The sequence below is a fragment of the Mucilaginibacter dorajii genome (assembly GCF_024808255.1).
GTDB classification, from domain to species: Bacteria; Bacteroidota; Bacteroidia; order Sphingobacteriales; family Sphingobacteriaceae; genus Mucilaginibacter; species Mucilaginibacter dorajii.
In genome coordinates, this window is sequence record NZ_JANTYS010000006.1 from 262,493 (window position 1) to 277,052 (window position 14,560).

Genomic DNA, 14,560 nt, shown 5'->3' on the forward strand with positions numbered 1-14,560 from the left:
TATTGGCGACTCTGATGAATCTCAGGTAAATATAGGCAGATATAACGTTACAGTGATAATGCAGATTTGCTTTAGTGAAGGTCTCCTTCGGGCACCGGAGAAAAGCGATTTTTAGGTCGGGTTAAAAACAAGAAACGCCGTAAATGATTATTTACGGCGTTTTTGATCCTAATTATAAAATGCTTGGCGGGGTGAACGGGAACCTATTAGAACACCTTGATAGGATTTTGGAAGTTGTTAAAGAGATCCTTAATAGTCAAAAATAGAATCTGGTTGAATTTAGTGATTGATAGGCAAAGGATATTTTTCACATGCCAACAACCACCCATTTCCCCGGTTTTTTCCATGCGCAACAAGTTCTGTAATAATCTACTCTAATGCTTGCAAAATCGTCGAAAGGGATGGTCTGTCGGATTTTTTTCAAACTCTTTGTGTTTTCTTAACAACCTGATGACCTCTCTTTGTCAGGCTTGTATAGTATTTGCCTGTCAGTTATCGTTCACCGATATTGATAAATATCAATGACAATGGCTGAGGTTTTTCAGGTTGGAACCGACCCCAATTTGAGTTTAAATAATTGACATTTGTCACAGTGATTTAGTTACAAATGTCTTTTTTCTCCTATGAAGAACTCTTCAACTTTGGGCAATAACAGATAACAAAAAAATGAAGTTAAAAAACAAAGTTGCCGTTATTACCGGAGGTAATAGCGGAATAGGATTCGGCGTAGCCGAAGCATTAAAGAACGAAGGTGCGACTGGGGTAATCACAGGAAGGAACCAGGCGACACTTGACAGCGCGGCAAAGCAATTGGGTGAAGGATTCATCGGATTAAAAGGAGATGTGACCAATTTGGATGACCTGGAGAATGTGTTCAGGATAGCGGCCGAAAGATTCGGTAAAATAGATACTCTTGTCGTTAATGCCGGTGGTATTGTTGACGGGCAGCCTATGTTAGGAATAAACGAGGTGACCGAGGAGAACTATGACCTCTACATGGACCTTAATCTTAAAAGTACCTATTTTTCCGTGAAAAAGGCGTTACCTTACCTGAATGACGGAGCATCCATTATCCTTATCGGGTCAAGTGCCGCTCACCGTGCAGCTCCTGGCATGACCATCTACGGCGCTGCCAAAGCCGCCGTGATTTCCCTTGCTAAGGGTTTATCACTTGATCTTCTTTCAAGAAGGGTCAGAGTGAATACTTTGTCTCCGGGATCAATCGATACCCCGGTATTTGGAAAGATCGTGCCAGATGAGCAGGTGGATTTTGTCAAGAAAATGTGGGTTGATATAACCCCGGTTGGTAGGATGGGGACACCTGGTGACATCGGAAAAGCTGCCGCTTTCCTGGCATCAGATGATTCCGCCTTTATCGTCGGAACAGAAATTTTATCAGATGGCGGACTTACCAATATCAATTTAATGAAATAATCATTCTACGGGCGGCATAAAATTGCCGCCCGTAATTTTTAGATATTATGGGAAATGACAAAATGCCCGGTGCAACGACCGCTCCGGAATGGAATGCGGTATACGCCATGTCTCTGGCGGTTTCAGGGCTAATCATTTCGGAATTTTTACCTGTCAGCCTTTTGACGCCCATTGCGCGTGAACTACATATTGCTGAGGGCGTAGCAGGGCAAACCATTTCGGTCACTGCCATTGTGGCTATGGTAGCCAGTTTATTGACCCCTTCCGCTACACATCGTTATAACAGGCGAAATGTACTTGTCGTGCTTGGACTCCTGCAAGTAGCTTCTAATCTGATGGTAGGATATGCCGGCAGTTATATGGTGCTTTTGGTCGGGCGTATCCTTTTGGGCATAGGTTTAGGCGGGTTCTGGAGTTTGTGCGTGGCGACTATTATGCGACTGGTACCCGAAGAAGTGGTGCCAAAGGCACTGGCCATAGTCTTTGGCACAGTCTCTGTTGCTACGGTAATTGCTGCGCCGCTCGGCAGTTTTCTGGGTAATATGATTGGCTGGCGTAATGTATTCTTGTCAACGGCCGGCCTGGGCATGGCAGCGCTGTTCTGGCAAGCGGCAGCGGTGCCTTCTATGTCACGACAGCAACCAGCTGCTCTCGGTACTATTTTATTGATCATGAAGCGCCCGGGTATGAAAATGGGTATGCTGGCAGTCATGCTGGTATTTGCAGGTTATGGAATATTTTTTACCTATTTGCGGCCGTTTCTGGAAACGATCACAGGCGTAAGTAACCGAATACTATCAGTTGTGCTGTTGGGTTTCAGTCTGGCAAACCTGGGGGGCACAACTCTGGGGCGGTTTCCCCTGGAAAAAAACATGTACAGAACGCTGTTTTTTGCTGCGCTGATCTTAGGCTGCATCGTCGGTCTGATCGTCCTTTTTGAGCACAAAGCTATGGTGGTTTTTTGTTTGATCGCCTTATGGGGGCTATTTTTTGGAATGTTGCAGATCGGATGGAATATGTGGATCACAAGGGTCGTCCCTGACGAGGCAGAAAGCGGAGGTGGGGCATTGGTGGCGATCATTCAATTCGGAATTATGGCCGGCGCCAGTGCAGGCGGTTACTTTTATGACACCTTCGGAGGGCAGGTAAATTATTTGGTAGGCAGTTTTGTAGCTATTGGAGCAGCCATCACCAGTATGGTAGCCTTCAGGCAACAAAAATGGTCCTCCACAGCTAATAAGTGATTCGCTTAAGCGTCATTTTAGCAACATATTAGTACTGATATAAAAGAAATGCTGTGCCTTTTGAATAGTTTTGTTAAAAAGGCGCTCAAATGTTTGCATCATTTGTAGAATATCTCCGTGAAAAAGGAACATTGACAACCAAGGAATTGGAGTTGCTTGCAAATGCTTCGGTACAAAAAAGAGTCCGAAAAAATCAATATCTGCTCGAAGAAGGCGAGGTCAGTGATTTTATCGGATTTGTTGTTAAGGGGAGTTTCCGTTTGTTCCGGTTAAGTTCTGACGGGGAAGAGCATGTGATGAGGTTTGCTATTGAGAACTGGTGGATTTCCGATTTTATAAGCTTTATGTCCGGACAGCCTTCATTTTGTTATATAGAAGCGCTTGAGGATAGCGAACTTATTCGGTTTACAAAGGAAAAATGGGATCTCTTGCTTGAAGCTGCACCCAACTTTAAGCAGATCATTGACAATCTTACCGCCAGGAACTTCGAAGCTCATCAGAACCGGATTTACATTAATATCAGCGAAACCGCCGAGGTTCGATATGAAAATTTTGTTAAGCAATACCCGGCTTTATACAATAGAATTCCCCTTTATATGATAGCGTCCTTCCTGGGACTTACCCGTGAAACGCTCAGCCGGGTCCGAAAACATGCCGGAAAAAAAAGCCCTTCAATGATACAGGTCTCACCACGTGGGGCCGGTTAATCTATACAGGTATCTTTTTGAATAGAATCACTTAATATTATAGTCAATGACTAAGGTAAAAGAAATTGTGGAGCCTGGATTTTTGACGCTAATTGATCAACCAATTGTTTCACTTCGGATAAGCTTGGTACCATACGTATAGATTATATTCTGTTGTACTTTTGATTATCAAAAATAACAAAGGCCGTCTTGAATTAAGACAGCCTTTTAAAGAATTAATAAAAGTTGAGTAATTTAATGTACTACTCAAATTTTTCAGCGGAGAGCTAGGGATTCGAACCCCAGGAACCTTTCACAGTTCAACAGTTTTCAAGACTGCCGCAATCGACCACTCTGCCAGCTCTCCGGGGACAAAAGTACAAATCCCGGCTGAATTGACAAGTATGGAAACGATTTTTTTTCAATTTCTTAATATTGGAATTTAAGAAATTGAAAATCAGGTAATTAATTTTTTATTTGCTCCGTTTTTTTCTGCCTGAAGCTGTTGTGACGGGGTTTTACCACCCGTAAACTGCGTTTTGAAAGCTCGACGGACGCGTTTAATTCAAACCCGATGAGTAAAATTAACGAGTTTAGGTACATCCAAAGCATGGCAACAATCACAGTACCTAACGAGCCGTAAACTTTATTGTATGATGAAAAGTTGTTGATGTAGTAGGAGAAACCCAGCGATAATAATAAGGCCAGCCCGGTGGCTAAAACCGAACCCGGGTTTACAAACTTCCATTTTTTTTTATGGGCAGGCGCGTAACGGTATAAGCAGGAAATGGTAACAAAAAATATCAAAATGATCATAACCCACCTGAACAGCATAATAGGGTAGATCCAGAAATGACTTGTGCTGATCACATGCTTTTGTATAAAGCTGATCACGGCCTGGCCTGCTATAAAGATGGAGATGGACATTAAAAAAACAAAACAAAGCGCCACAGTGATACTAATGGCCACCATACGCCTTTTTATCCAGCTGCGCCTGTCAACAATTAGCGATGATTTGTTAAATGCCTTCATGAGATTAATAACGCCGTTGGTTGCAAAGTATATGGTAAGCAGGAAACCAAAGGAAAGTAATTTGCCGTTTTGGTTCTTGATGATATCGATAATAGTGTCCCTGAGTGCTAAATACGCATTTGTAGGCATTATAGAGGCCAGTATGTTGAGTAGCGAGCCCTGGAAGCGTTTAATTGGCACATAGGGTATGAGCGTACATAAAAAGATGGTTGCCGGGAATATGGCCATCATAAAGCTATACGCCAATGAGTAGGCCCTGTTGATGAGCGAACTTTTAGAGATCTCGGAAATGAAAAAGACAATTACCGTATACAGTGGCAGCGGACGAAAACCCGGGATAATGATGTACTTGGTCCATTCAACGATGTACTGGTAAAATTTAAAACGCAGCAAAAAACGGTGGAGCCATCTCATCTACCCAAACTTACTCAAAAAAAGGCAATAATTTATCTATAAAATCCTGTGGGGGCAGGCAGGGGCGATTGGTTTTCATGTTGATAAACACCAGCAGCGTTTCGCCGGTATTAATCAGCTCGCCCCTGGGGTTGCTCAGCTCGTACCTGAAATGGATGCGGATGCCGGGCATCTTATCCATGATCACTTTAACGCTGATCTCCTCATCGTACAAAGCCGGTTTCAGGTATTTGCACTTCAACTCTAAAACAGGCATCATAATGCCCGATTGTTCCATACCGCTGTAAGTTAAGCCCAGGCTGCGCAGCATTTCTACGCGGCCAACTTCATAAAACTCGGCATAGTTGCCGTAATACATATAGCCCATCTGGTCGGTTTCGCCATACCGCACCCTGAGTTTGGTGGTATTTTCAAACATTACCTCTTGATGTTACGCTCATTAAGTGCCTGCTGATATTTATGGGCGTTTACCAGGTGGTCGGCCATGTTGCTGGCAAAGGCGTGGTTGCCGCTAAAATCGGCTTTGGCGCACATGTACAGATAATCGTTATGCTGGTAATCAAGTACCGAATTTACCGCATTTACAGACGGCATCATGATTGGGCCCGGAGGCAAACCGGTATGCAGGTAAGTGTTGTAAGGCGAATTGTATGACAGGTACCTGTTTAATACCCTTTTAATGGTGAAATCATTCAATGCGAAGATCACGGTAGGGTCGGCTTCCAGTTTCATGCCTTTTTTAAGGCGGTTAAGGTACAAACCTGCTACGGCGGGCATTTCGGCATCATGCAGTGCTTCGGCATCCACAATTGATGCTAAAACCGATACTTCCTGTGGTGTAAGGTTAAGCGCTGCCGCTTTTTGTTTCCGCTCTGGCGTCCAGAATTTTTCGTAGTTGGCATACATCTTTTTAAAGAATTTATCTGGCGATGTATTCCAGTACAGCTGGTAGGAATTAGGCATAAACATGGTGTACACGTTATCGGTAGTAAAGCCGTATTTAGCCACGTAACTTGCAGAATCTAACAGGTTGATGATGGATGCAGAATCCGGCTCTATCTTTTTAGCCACAAAGCCCGCAAACTGCTCTTTTTGCCTCAAGTCATGAAACTGTAACGCTACCGGTTGCTGTGTACCCGATGCCAGCATGTTAATTAACGCACGGTTGCTCATGCCTTCTTTAAGGTGGTAACGGCCCGGTTTAACCCTGTGAGCATAATTCATGTTGTTGGCTGCCCAGTTAAAGGTTACGGTATCTTTCACCATATCCTGCTCCTGTATGGTTTTAATCACATCGGCATAAGTGGCGCCGGTGTGTATGTACAGATACTGCTGTTTGCCGGTTACGTTGGGGCCAAAGTATTTATAGTAATAGTTTACGCCGGTAAAGGCAAGCAATATTATGCCGATAATTACAAGGGCGATAATGAATTTTTTGAATAATCCTGATGGTGACTTCTTTTCAGTCATGATAAAATGATATGAGAGGTAATTATTTTAGTTTTTGAATAGCCATTAATCCACCGGCTAAGTTTTTTACGTCTTGATAACCGTTTTGCAGCAATAGTGTTTGCGCGGTTTCGCTGCGCAGGCCAACTTTGCAAATAACGATCAGTTCATCGGTTTTGTTGTAATCCCAGGTATTCAGGCTGTCTGAAAGCTTACTTAGTGGGATGTTTACGCCGCCAATGTTATAGGTATGATACTCGATAGCTTCACGCACGTCAATCAAATTCAACGTTTCCCCACTATCAAGCCTGGCTATTAATTCGCCTGCATTAATTTGTTGGCGCTGCATTTGTTTTTGCTCCTTGCGAAACCGTTAAGTTAATACGTGTGCCGATACTGGTTTTACTGGCCGAATCGGTTCTCATTGGATATTGTGCCGTAACCACCACATTGGTAGAGTCGGTTATACTACCCTGGTAAGTAATAGTTCCGATTGATAAGCCTGCACCTTTAATGGCAAAGCGGGCAGCATCAAGGTCAAGATTAAGCAGCTCTGGAATTGCCACCTCACTGGCGCCTTCACCATCACCCAAAACAAGGTCAACCTTTGATCCTTTAGGCAATTTAAACCCTGCTTTGATCACAGCGCCACCGTACCTTACTTCAAGGATGCGGTCGCGTGCTATGTCGCTTCGGTAGGTAGTATCGCCAACTTTGAGTCCATAGTTCGATAACGTTGCAAAAGCTTCGCGGTAAGTACTTTGGTCCAAATCTGGTAATGCCACGGGTGGTGCCAGCAGCGTAACCATGGTAAGGTAAATCACCCGGCCTTCCTTCACGTTGGTGCCGGCGTCAGGATCCTGCTCCACAATAGTGCCCGGCTCCACATCCTCCACGTAAACCGAATCTATTTTATAACCAAAACCCTGCTCTTTTAACATGGCCATGGCGTGGTCAATCTTTTCGCCTTTTAATTTAGGTACCGGGATGCCATCGCCGTGGTGGGTGTATGATCCCAGGCTGTAAAAGGCTATTAAAACAACAACTATTACGGTAACAATAGCGCCTAAAAGGTTATATCGGAATGATTTTGTTTTTAAGTAAGCCCCAAATTTGCTCATTGGTATATGTAAAGATATTTACAGTAAAATAAGTATCAAACATAGCAATTATTTCGGATTTGGGATTTGAGAATTCGGAATTATGATTACTCATAATGAAAATTCAAAATAAAACAAATCCGAAATCGAACATCCGAAATCCCAAATACAATGGTGATAATTTCGGATTTGGGATAGGACCATTTCGGATTTCGGATGTTCGATTTGGGATTTGAAAAATTTGAAATGGTTAATTTGTAATTCGGTTTAGTAAATTCAATACTATTATCCTTACTTTGGAAATTGAAAATTAAACCCTTAAGCGTTTAAAATAGTAAATCCGAAATCGAACATCCGACATCTGAAATCAAATGAAGAATATAGCCCTTTTAGCCGGTGGCTTTACCGGTGAGTACGACGTATCGATCAACAGCGCTAAAAATATAGCCGCCAGTTTAAATGCCGGTAATTACAAAGTATATACAATACTAATTACACGCGACAGGTGGTTTTATGAAGCCGATGGTGAAACTGTTGACGTGGATAAAAACGATTTCAGAATTACCCTCAACGGCAAAAAGATCAAGTTTGATTTTGCCTTTATCACCGTACATGGTACTCCCGGCGAGGATGGCAAACTGCAAGGCTACCTGGATATGCTGAGCATTCCGTATAACACCTGCGATGCTACTACATCGGCACTTACCATGAATAAGGCTTATACTAAAACTATTGTAAATGGCATTCATGGTTTGCATACCGCGCATTCCCTGCGTTTATTTGAAAAGGATATGCACGATGTGGCTATTATTGCCGCTACACTTAAATTTCCGTTGTTTATTAAACCCAATAATGGCGGTAGCAGTGTGGGCATGAGTAAGGTTTACAATGTGGCCGGTTTGCCGGATGCTTTGAAAAAAGCTTTTCATGAAGATGAGCAGATATTGGTAGAGGAGTTTATTAAAGGGCGTGAGTTTAGCATCGGGATTGCCCGTTTAGATGGTAAAATAACTGTGCTGCCGGCTACCGAGATCATTAGCAGTAAAGATTTTTTTGATTACGAGGCCAAATACACCCCCGGCGTAACCAAGGAAGTGACTCCGGCCGATCTGCCTGCCGAAAAAGTAGCTTTAATATCAGAAATTGTAACCGAGGTATACATCCGCCTTAATTGCAAAGGTATGGTGAGGGTTGATTTTATCCTGTTAGAAGGCATTGGCGAGTTTTATTTTATTGAGATCAACACCACGCCGGGCCAATCGGCCAATAGCCTGATCCCGCAGCAAGTAAGGGCAGCAGGGATGGATGTTGGTGAGTTTTATGGTAAGCTGATAGAAGGGGCGATGTAGGGAAATTTCGGAATTTGGAATTTCGATTTGGGATTTTTTATCTTCAATCCAGTAGATAAATTTTAGATTTTTTGTAGAGACGCATTACATGCGTCTTTTTTATTTGTACATGTAACAAGCCATCTTCAATGTCATCCAATTACCAATGCTGCAATTCATAAAATTTAAAAAGCTATACGGCGGTTTCCCGGCGATGAAGGTTGATGATCTGGCTATCGGTAAGGGTATCTATTGGATCAAAGGCGTTAATGGTTCGGGAAAAAGCACGCTGTTAAAATCCATTGCCGGTATTTTATCTTTTGAGGGCGATATTTTGCTGGACAACAACATCAGCATAAAAAAACAACCGGTAGCCTACCGCAAGCTGGTAAACTTTGCCGAAGCGGAACCTGTGTTCCCCGAGTTTTTAACCGGCAAGGAATTGATAGCCTTATTTGCCCAGGCTAAAGATGCGCCGGCAGGGCAGGAGCAGCACTATATTGAAACCATGCAAATGCAAAGCTATGTAGGGCAGCCGGTGGGTACGTACTCAAGCGGGATGTTGAAAAAACTATCGTTAGTACTGGCTTTTATGGGCAACCCAAAGTTGATCCTGTTAGATGAGCCGCTTATTACCATTGATACAGCCTCATTAAAGATCCTCAACACCTGGATAGCCGAAAGGTATAACACCGAAGGCACAAGTTTCCTGCTGTCATCGCACCAAACCTTGGAACACGCCGAGCTGCCGGTTGCGCATGAGCTGCTGGTAGAGGATCAAACCCTTAAATTCATATCCTGATGCGGCTGCCATTAACCAATGTGCTCATCAAAGTATTTGCAGCCGGTTTTTACCAGGTGCATATGCCCATCTTGTTTTTTGTATTTTTTGTGATGGTAGGCTGTGTGCCTGGCAATATGCTCATTAGTTACCACGAATCATTAATGATGACCATGTGCAGCAGCCCGGTTATGCTGATATTGGTATGCGGCGGCTGGCTTATTTACATTTTTAAAAGCTGGCATTATGTTGCTGTACAATTGCTCAAGCCCGAAAAGCAATTCCTGTTTTACAGTGCTAACGCCTTTGAGCGTAAAAAGCAGCTTGCAGGCTGGGGTTACACACAGGCCGCTATTATCAGTCCAGTTATTATATATGCCTTGTTAATTATTGGTGTAGGTATCAAACATCACTTTTACCTGCTGCCTGGGATCATTGTAGTTTTCTTATGTGTTAGTATATACGCCAGCGCCCTATTATATACCCGCATTTTAAACCGGTTGGTTGATGGCAGCAAGCAATCCTTGCTACTCAAGCTAAGCAGTAACTGGCGTAAACCTTATTTTAGCCTGTATATATATAACGTGTTCGATAGCCTCAAGGTGCAGTATTTTATTACCAAGGGTTTATCATGGCTCATTATAAGCGGCGTGTTTTACCTGTTTGCCGATGTTAAAACAGATATCCGGGTTGCCGGCATTGCCATATTGGCTGTGATTACCGCCCATGTGGTATTGATATTTGAGCAGCGGAGGTTTGAGGAAACCCGCTTAAGCTTTTCGCGTAACCTGCCCTACAGCCGGGCCAGATTGTTTATCAACTTTATTGGTGTTTACTTCTTTTTACTACTACCAGAAACGGTTTGGCTGTTCAGCAGGTTTAGCCCGGTAATGGCTTTGGGGCTTTTATGGGCTGGTTTAAGCACAGCGATGTTATTTCATAGCCTGCTTTATTGGTTTGGCCTTAATATGGATAAATACATTCAATACATCCTCGCGCTTTTTATAGTACTGTTTTGGGTGATCATGTTTCACCTGCTGTGGGTGTTGATTCCGCTGAACCTGGGCATCGCGTTTTTAGTTTTCTACTTTAACTATTATAGTTCTGAGTTCTGAGTTCTGAGTTCTGAGTGAAGAGTGAAGAGTGAAGAGTGAAGAGTGAAGAGTGAAAATGCCGTTAAGTTAATCAAAATCCAAAGAATCCGATAAATCTGTTCAATCGCGGTTCAGAAAAAAAGTCAAATAGTTAAAACAAAGAGACGAGAAAGCGATTCACCCCAGACCCCAGACCCCAGACCCCAGACCCCAGACCCCAGAAAACTAAACAGAGTAATGCGCTATTACATCCTCCGGAACTTTAGCGCCCCTGCCGGTGGCCATATCAATCATTACGTAGTCGAAATAGCCATCGCAGCATACTTTGTTGGTTGCTTTGTTGCTTAGGGTGAATTTTACGCGGCAGCCTTTATCGTCGATACTTTCGATGCCGGTTTTTACAATGAAGTAGTCGCCCATGGTGAGTGCGCGTTTATAATCTACATGGGCTACACGCACTACCCAGCCAAAACCGCGTTCCATGAATTTTTCCATGGCCATGCCGTAGCAGCGCTCCATTTGATCATACCGGGCAGCCAGCACATAATCAAAATACTTGCTGTTATGCACATGCTGAAACATATCAATATCATCGGGACGAACGCGGAACTCACTTTCAAAAGTGGCGTATTTAATTTCACTCATGCCGCAAATATAGCAATTGGTTATTTGCCGGCTAAACGGTTTAGCAATCTTTAAACGCTTTTTGCTGCTCTTTTAAAACGAGGGTAACCGCAGGGTATTGAACGGTGCTTCAAAAGATATGCGTAAGGTGTTAAAAAGGCACCCGCAAGTGCATGAAAAGAGCTCGTAGGTGTAGTTTGTTTTTATTTAAACATCTGATAATTAGCTATTTGGTATTTTTTAATTTGCGCTTTTAGCTAATGTTTTATTTAAAGCAAATTGGCATTTGATGATAAAATTGATAAGTTGATTTTCTTTTCGTATCTTTAAGAAAATGGTTCAGGTACCTGGCAGGTGCTCTCTGTAAAGATCTTAAAATGCAGGTAGAAGCCCCCTCTAAATCTCACCCGCAAGGGGAGACTAAAAAACTACCTAACAACCACTGTTGAGAGGCGCTTAACCGCGATAATTTGAATTGCACACGCTGCCCACCGCAGGCAAATCCTTTTGAATTTTTACTTTTGAATTTTCACTTAAAACACTATCTTTGCACCCACAATTAACAAAAGTATTTAACGCTTTAATATTATTCACGTAATGTATTTAGGTAAAGAGACAAAGGCAGAGATCTTTGCAAAACACGGTAAAGGTGCTACAGACACCGGTTCAACTGAAGGTCAGGTAGCATTATTCACTCACCGCATCGCACACTTAACTGGTCACCTTAAGAAAAACAAACACGATTTTTCTACCCAGTTATCACTGCAAAAATTAGTAGGTAAACGCCGCGGATTGTTGGCTTACCTGTACAAAAAAGACATTGAAAGATATCGTGCTATCATCAAAGCTTTACAGCTAAGGGATATCATTAAATAATTCTCATACTTTTTATTAAGAAGCCATCCCGGATTTGGGGATGGCTTTTTTACTTTAACCACTATAAGTTTGACTATAAAAAATATCAAAACTTATGGTAGCTTCGATGCCGATAAAAAGCATCTTATTGCAAACTGAAAAACAAATATTACACACACATAAAATCCGGCGCGCTCCGAAAGATGAAAAGCGTGCCACAAACAAAAAAAGATGAGTTTAAACGTAATTAAAAAGGTTATTGATTTAGGTGACGGCCGCACCATTGAGATCGAAACCGGTAAATTGGCCAAACAGGCAGATGGCTCTGTAGTTATTAAAATGGGTGATACCATGTTATTGGCTACTGTAGTATCATCACCAGAAGCGAAAGAGGGAGTTGATTTTTTACCCCTTTCTGTTGATTACCAGGAAAAATACGCTGCCACCGGTCGTATTCCGGGTGGTTTTTTACGCCGTGAGGCACGTTTGTCAGACTATGAGGTTTTAATCTCCCGTTTGGTTGACCGCGCTTTACGCCCAATGTTCCCGGAGGATTATCATGCTGATACCCAGGTGATGATCTCTTTAATTTCTGCCGATAAAGATATTATGCCCGATTGTCTTGCCGGTTTGGCAGCATCAGCAGCATTATCGGTATCAAACATCCCTTTTAACGGTCCGATCTCTGAAGTTCGTGTTGCTAAAATTGATGGTCAGTTAGTGATCAACCCAACTTTAACGCAGCTGCAAAACGCTACTTTAGAGTTTATTGTTGCCGGTAGCGAGCACGATATCAACATGGTTGAAGGTGAATCAAAAGAGATCCAGGAAGCTGAGTTGGTTGAAGCTATTAAATTTGCACACACTGCTATCAAAATTCAGTGTTTAGCTCAAAAAGAATTAACTATTGAAGTTGGTAAAACCGAAAAACGCGTTTACAACCATGAGCACAGCAACGAAGACTTGAAAAAAGCCATCTACGCTGCTACTTATGACCAGGTTTACGCTATCGCTTCTTCTGCATCAGCAAAAGACGAGCGTGGTGCTAAATTCAAAGAAGTACGTGATACTTACATCGCTACTTTAGGCGAAATTGATGATATCACCAAAGGTCTTGCTAAAAAATATTACCACGATGTGGAGTATGATGCTATCCGTAACCTTGTATTAGATGAAGGCAAACGTTTAGACGGCCGTACAACTACCCAGATCCGCCCAATATGGAGCGAAGTTGGTTATTTACCATCTGCACACGGTTCTGCAGTATTTACCCGTGGCGAAACCCAATCATTAACTACTGTTACCTTAGGTGCTAAGGATGATGAGCAAATGATTGATGGCGCGTTCATTAACGGTTACCAAAAATTCTTGTTACACTACAACTTCCCTGGTTTCTCAACTGGCGAGGTTCGTCCAAACAGGGGAGCTGGTCGTCGTGAAATTGGTCACGGTAACCTGGCTATGCGTTCATTAAAACGTGTATTACCTGCCGAGGATGAAAATCCTTACACTATCCGTATCGTTTCTGATATTTTGGAATCTAACGGTTCATCATCAATGGCTACGGTTTGTGCCGGTACATTGGCTTTGATGGATGCTGGTATTAAAATCACCAACCCGGTATCAGGTATCGCGATGGGATTGATCACCAACGAAATGGGTACTAAATACGCTATCTTATCTGATATTCTTGGCGACGAGGATCACTTAGGTGATATGGACTTTAAAGTAACCGGTACCGTTAATGGTATTGTTGCTGTACAAATGGACTTGAAAATCAATGGTCTTTCATACGAAGTGTTAACCAACGCTTTAAACCAGGCTAAAGATGGTCGTTTACATATCCTTGGCGAAATGGCAAAAACCATCACCGCGCCACGTGAGGATTACAAACCACATGCTCCGCGTATTGTCACCCTTAGAATCGACAAAGAGTTTATTGGTGCGGTTATCGGTCCCGGTGGCAAAATCATCCAGGAAATGCAACGCGAAACAGGTGCAACTATCTCTATCGAAGAAAAAGATAACCAGGGTATTGTACAGGTATTTGCCGATAACAAAGCCTCTATCGATGCAGCAGTAACCCGCATCCGTAACATCGCTTCTAAACCAGAGGTTGGCGAAATTTACGAAGGTAAAGTGAAATCAATTATGCCGTTTGGCGCGTTTGTTGAGATCATGCCTGGTAAAGATGGTTTGTTGCACATATCTGAAATCGATCATCGTCGTATCGAAACGATGGATGGCATTTTTCAGATAGGAGACGAAGTAAGGGTTAAATTACTTGATGTTGATAAACAAGGTAAACTGAAGTTATCGCGCAAGGCGTTGCTACCCCGCCCTGAATCAAAATAATTGATCGTTATTATATATGCAAAACCCTCTTTAAGAGGGTTTTGCTATTTGAGCCTAAAATATTTTTAATTTTTGAAAAAAAATTAAAACAAAAATCACATGTTTAAACTTTGTATAGGTTAACAGATAGTTGATTGAACCCATTTATCCGATCCTGCTTGAAA

At 42.6% G+C, this 14,560-nt stretch carries 14 protein-coding genes and 1 tRNA gene; 8 read left to right on the top strand and 7 right to left on the bottom strand.

What is annotated here, in order from left to right; translation table 11 throughout:
- The first annotated feature begins 666 nt into the window (after positions 1-666).
- The 3 genes from FHS10_RS10575 to FHS10_RS10585 all read left to right on the top strand — a co-directional run bounded on the left by FHS10_RS10575 (position 667) and on the right by FHS10_RS10585 (position 3,385).
- Complete coding sequence (locus FHS10_RS10575) at positions 667-1,434, top strand: SDR family oxidoreductase (protein ID WP_259090207.1); 768 nt, start codon at positions 667-669, stop codon at positions 1,432-1,434.
- Positions 1,435-1,481: 47 nt separating this feature from the next.
- Complete coding sequence (locus FHS10_RS10580; RefSeq protein ID WP_259090209.1) at positions 1,482-2,678, top strand: MFS transporter; 1,197 nt, start codon at positions 1,482-1,484, stop codon at positions 2,676-2,678.
- A gap of 89 nt (positions 2,679-2,767) precedes the next feature.
- Positions 2,768-3,385: a Crp/Fnr family transcriptional regulator gene (locus FHS10_RS10585; protein WP_259090218.1), complete on the top strand. Its 618-nt coding sequence runs from the start codon at positions 2,768-2,770 to the stop codon at positions 3,383-3,385.
- Positions 3,386-3,644: 259 nt separating this feature from the next.
- Here the strand turns inward: FHS10_RS10585 and FHS10_RS10590 are convergent.
- From FHS10_RS10590 to FHS10_RS10615, 6 genes are all read right to left on the bottom strand, one after another.
- A tRNA-Ser gene (locus tag FHS10_RS10590) sits at positions 3,645-3,731 on the bottom strand.
- Between the two features lie 98 nt (positions 3,732-3,829).
- Complete coding sequence (locus FHS10_RS10595; protein WP_259090220.1) at positions 3,830-4,810, bottom strand: YihY/virulence factor BrkB family protein; 981 nt, start codon at positions 4,808-4,810, stop codon at positions 3,830-3,832.
- A 10-nt stretch (positions 4,811-4,820) separates the two neighbouring features.
- Positions 4,821-5,228, bottom strand: coding sequence for an acyl-CoA thioesterase (locus tag FHS10_RS10600; protein WP_259090222.1), 408 nt, complete (start codon positions 5,226-5,228; stop codon positions 4,821-4,823).
- Positions 5,228-6,280 (bottom strand): endolytic transglycosylase MltG, encoded by a 1,053-nt coding sequence (gene mltG, locus FHS10_RS10605; protein WP_259090231.1) that lies wholly within the window; start codon positions 6,278-6,280, stop codon positions 5,228-5,230. Before mltG ends, FHS10_RS10600 begins: the two co-directional genes overlap by 1 nt.
- A 22-nt stretch (positions 6,281-6,302) precedes the next feature.
- Positions 6,303-6,608 carry a rhodanese-like domain-containing protein gene (locus FHS10_RS10610; RefSeq protein ID WP_259090233.1) on the bottom strand — a complete coding sequence of 102 codons (306 nt, stop codon included), beginning with the start codon at positions 6,606-6,608 and terminating at the stop codon, positions 6,303-6,305.
- Positions 6,589-7,380, bottom strand: coding sequence for a PASTA domain-containing protein (locus FHS10_RS10615; RefSeq protein ID WP_259090242.1), 792 nt, complete (start codon positions 7,378-7,380; stop codon positions 6,589-6,591). The genes FHS10_RS10610 and FHS10_RS10615 overlap by 20 nt, the downstream gene beginning before the upstream one ends.
- 350 nt (positions 7,381-7,730) lie before the next feature.
- On the opposite strand from FHS10_RS10615, the gene FHS10_RS10620 reads away from it, so the two are divergent.
- The 3 genes from FHS10_RS10620 to FHS10_RS10630 all read left to right on the top strand — a co-directional run bounded on the left by FHS10_RS10620 (position 7,731) and on the right by FHS10_RS10630 (position 10,583).
- Positions 7,731-8,708 (top strand): D-alanine--D-alanine ligase, encoded by a 978-nt coding sequence (locus FHS10_RS10620; protein WP_259090244.1) that lies wholly within the window; start codon positions 7,731-7,733, stop codon positions 8,706-8,708.
- A gap of 145 nt (positions 8,709-8,853) precedes the next feature.
- Positions 8,854-9,489 (top strand): ABC transporter ATP-binding protein, encoded by a 636-nt coding sequence (locus FHS10_RS10625; protein ID WP_259090261.1) that lies wholly within the window; start codon positions 8,854-8,856, stop codon positions 9,487-9,489.
- The gene (locus tag FHS10_RS10630; protein WP_259090262.1) at positions 9,489-10,583 is read left to right on the top strand and encodes a hypothetical protein; all 1,095 of its coding nucleotides are present in this window, start codon (positions 9,489-9,491) and stop codon (positions 10,581-10,583) included. Before FHS10_RS10625 ends, FHS10_RS10630 begins: the two co-directional genes overlap by 1 nt.
- Positions 10,584-10,787: 204 nt before the next feature.
- Here the strand turns inward: FHS10_RS10630 and FHS10_RS10635 are convergent, their stop codons facing one another.
- Positions 10,788-11,207, bottom strand: a complete 420-nt coding sequence (locus tag FHS10_RS10635; RefSeq protein ID WP_259090264.1) for an acyl-CoA thioesterase — start codon at positions 11,205-11,207, stop codon at positions 10,788-10,790.
- 576 nt (positions 11,208-11,783) lie between these two features.
- Here FHS10_RS10635 and rpsO point away from each other — a divergent pair.
- Positions 11,784-12,062 carry a 30S ribosomal protein S15 gene (gene rpsO, locus FHS10_RS10640; RefSeq protein ID WP_090647072.1) on the top strand — a complete coding sequence of 93 codons (279 nt, stop codon included), beginning with the start codon at positions 11,784-11,786 and terminating at the stop codon, positions 12,060-12,062.
- Positions 12,063-12,272: 210 nt separating this feature from the next.
- On the top strand, positions 12,273-14,396 hold the full coding sequence (gene pnp / locus FHS10_RS10645) for a polyribonucleotide nucleotidyltransferase (protein WP_259090268.1): 2,124 nt from the start codon (positions 12,273-12,275) through the stop codon (positions 14,394-14,396).
- Positions 14,397-14,560 lie beyond the last annotated feature (164 nt).